A 2,824-nucleotide genomic window follows, 5' to 3' on the forward strand; every position below is an offset into this window, starting at 1 on the left:
GCGGCAGCTCCTCGCGCGCGAGGACGACGGCACGCTCGGCGGCACCGTCGCCGAGGTCGGCGGCGGCGTGCAGGGCCGCGCGGACGAGCGCCACGGCCACTCCCTGGCCGCGCGCCACCGGGGCCAGCCCGAAACGACGCAGGTGGACGGTGCGACCGTCGGGCTCGGCGTCGAGGAGGACGCAGCCGACGGGGACGCCGTCGACCCGGGCGACGAGGCCGGCTCCGGACGCCAGCCGCGCGGCGATCGTCTCCTCGGTCTCCGCGAGCGCGTCCGTCGGCGGGTCGAGCGGTGCCCGGTCGGCGAACGCGGCGCGGACCAGGTCGAGGACGACCGCAGCGGCCTCCGCCCCGACGACCTCGATCGCGAGCCTGCCGGTGGTGGCGGTCATCGGGCCCGCGCCGTCGTCGTCGCGGCGGTGATCAGCTGGTCGAGCTCGGCGTTGACCAGGTCGTGCCGCTCGAACAGGACCAGGTGCCCGGCTCCGTCGCACTCCAGCAGCCGCGAGTCCGGGATCCGTGCGTGCAGCTTGCGCGAGTGGCCGATCGAGGTGAGCCGGTCGCGGGTGCCGCAGATGACCGAGGTCGGGACCTCGCCGAGCAGCTCCACCGCGTGGAACTTGTCGAGGCTGGCGAAGTGCGGGAAGAAGTCGGCGACCACCTCGAACGGCGTCGCCGACAGCATCTCGTCGGTGAACTCGACGTAGGCCCTCGGGACCTCGCCGCCGAACGCGTAGCGGTCGGTGGCGACCGTGGCGGCCGTGCGGCCGAGGCGGCGTACCCCGTCGACGAGGCGGTGGCCGCGGTGCAGCGTCCGCACCGCTCGGTGGGTCACCGGACTGCTCAACCGGGCCGGCAGCATCGGCAGCAGGATCCGGCTCACGTCGAGGCCGCCCGCGGTGGTGGAGATGAGACCGACGCCGACGACCCGGTCGCCGATCAGCTCGGGGTACTGCTCGACCAGGGCGACGATCGACATGCCGCCCATCGAGTGCCCGACGAGGACGACCGGTCCCGTGGGGGCGGCGGCCTCGATCACGGCCGCGAGGTCGCGGCCGAGCTGGTCGATCGTCGCGTGCTCGCGGTCGGAGCGGCCGGAGCGGCCGTGGGAGCGCTGGTCGTAGAAGACGGTCCGGACCAGGTTGCGGTAGGCCGCGCGCTGGAAGTGCCAGCAGTCGAGGTTGAGGCAGAAGCCGTGCACGAAGACGACGGTGACCTCGGGCGTCGCACCGCGCACACGCCGCAGCAGCCGGCCGGCCCGGTCGAGCACGTGGGTGTCCTCGACCTCGTCGATCTCGACGTGGAGCGGCGTGCCGTCGTCGGCGACGACCGTGATCGGCGCGGACCGCAGTGACCCGAAGGCGACGTCCTCGCCGGCGCGGCGGCTGATCGCCCGCTGCTGGCGCAGGATGCTGACGGCGCCGCCGGCGGCGGCTACCCCGAGGGCGCCGGCGACCGAGCCGACGACCCGCCGACGGGTGCTGCTCACGGGCCCTCCTCCACGACGTCGGTGTCGACGTGCCGGCGAACGGTGCGGCCGCCCATCCGGGTCACGATCTCGTAGCTGATCGTCCCGCAGGCCTCGGCCCAGTCCTGGGCGGTCGGTACGTCGTCGGCCCCGCCGAGGAGGACGACCTCGTCCCCGACCTGCGCCGGGTCGCCCCCGAGGTCGACCATCACCTGGTCCATGCAGACGGTGCCGCGGATCGGCCGGCGCTTGCCCCCCACCGCGACCTCGGCGCTGCCACCCGGGTGGGACGCGTGCCGCGGGATGCCGTCGCCGTAGCCCATCGGCACCAAGCCGATCGTGGTCGGCCGGTCGGCGACCCAGCGTTGGCCGTAGGAGACCGCGTCGCCGGCCACGAGGTGCTTGACCACGGCCAGCCGGCTGCGCACCGTCATCGCCGGCCGCAGCCCGAGGTCGGGGGTGTGGCCGGGAGCCGGGTCGAGCCCGTAGGTCGCGATCCCGCAGCGCACGGCACCGAACCGGGCGGACGGGCGCAGGATCGTCGCCGCCGAGTTGGCGAGGTGGACGAGGTCGGGACGCAGCCCGGAGTCCTCGGCGAGCGCCAGGGCGGCCCGGAAGGCCTGCTCCTGACGGTCGTTTGCCGGATGGTCCGGCTCGTCGCTGCAGGCGAGGTGCGACCACAGCCCGGTGACCTTCCAGCTGCCGTCACGCTCGCCGTCGTGCGCACGGGCGAACACCGCCGCCCAGTCCGCGCGCGACGCGCCGCCGCGGCTGAGACCGGTGTCGACCTTGACCTGGACCCGGGCGCGCAGGCCGACGGCGCGCGCCGCCTCGGCGATCGCGTCGAGCTCGGCCACGGAGTAGGCCGTCAGGTCGACGCCCTCGGCGACCGGGCGCTCCAGGTCGGTCTCGGGGAGCATCAGCCAGCAGAGCAGCGGACCCGCGTAGCCCGAGGCGCGCAGCTGCACCGCCTCGTCGACGGTCGCGACAGCCAGCCACTCCGCCCCGCCCTCGCGGGCGGCCCGCGCCGCCTCGACCATGCCGTGCCCGTAGCCGTCGGCCTTCACGACCGCGATCAGCGGGACGCCCGCCACCTCGCGGAGAACGCGCACGTTGTGCCGGATCGCCGCGACGTCGACGACGATCTCGGCGAGCGCGCCCTCGTGGCGGTCGGCCCTGTGGTCGGACATGGGTCCGATCCTCCCATCACCCGAGGAGTGCGGCGATCACCGCCGGCAGTGCGCGCGCCACGTCCGCCGCGACGATCGGGCCGCCCCGGGCGGCGAGCGTCGCCGCCGCGCCGTGCAGCCAGGACCCCACCGAGGCGGCGTCGTACGGCGACAGGCCGGCGGGGGGC

At 75.4% G+C, this 2,824-nt stretch carries 3 protein-coding genes; all 3 read right to left on the minus strand.

Annotation, left to right across the window (positions count from 1 at the left end):
• On the minus strand, positions 1-391 hold a 391-nt coding region (locus H0487_RS22305; RefSeq protein WP_183096395.1), incomplete at its 3' end, for a GNAT family N-acetyltransferase.
• Positions 388-1,488, minus strand: a complete 1,101-nt coding sequence (locus tag H0487_RS22310) for an alpha/beta fold hydrolase (RefSeq protein WP_183096396.1) — start codon at positions 1,486-1,488, stop codon at positions 388-390. The genes H0487_RS22310 and H0487_RS22305, both read right to left, overlap by 4 nt.
• Positions 1,485-2,657, minus strand: coding sequence for an alanine racemase (alr, locus tag H0487_RS22315; protein WP_183096397.1), 1,173 nt, complete (start codon positions 2,655-2,657; stop codon positions 1,485-1,487). The genes H0487_RS22310 and alr overlap by 4 nt, the downstream gene beginning before the upstream one ends.
• Between the last annotated feature and the right edge of the window lie 167 nt (positions 2,658-2,824).

Origin of the sequence: Nocardioides stalactiti, assembly GCF_014180715.1 — a bacterium.
Lineage (GTDB): Bacteria > Actinomycetota > Actinomycetes > Propionibacteriales > Nocardioidaceae > Nocardioides > Nocardioides stalactiti.

Excerpts from the sequence above, each read along its gene's own strand:
- alr (WP_183096397.1), bottom strand. The coding sequence starts at position 2,657 with ATGTCCGACCACAGGGCCGACCGCCACGAGGGCGCGCTCGCCGAGATC.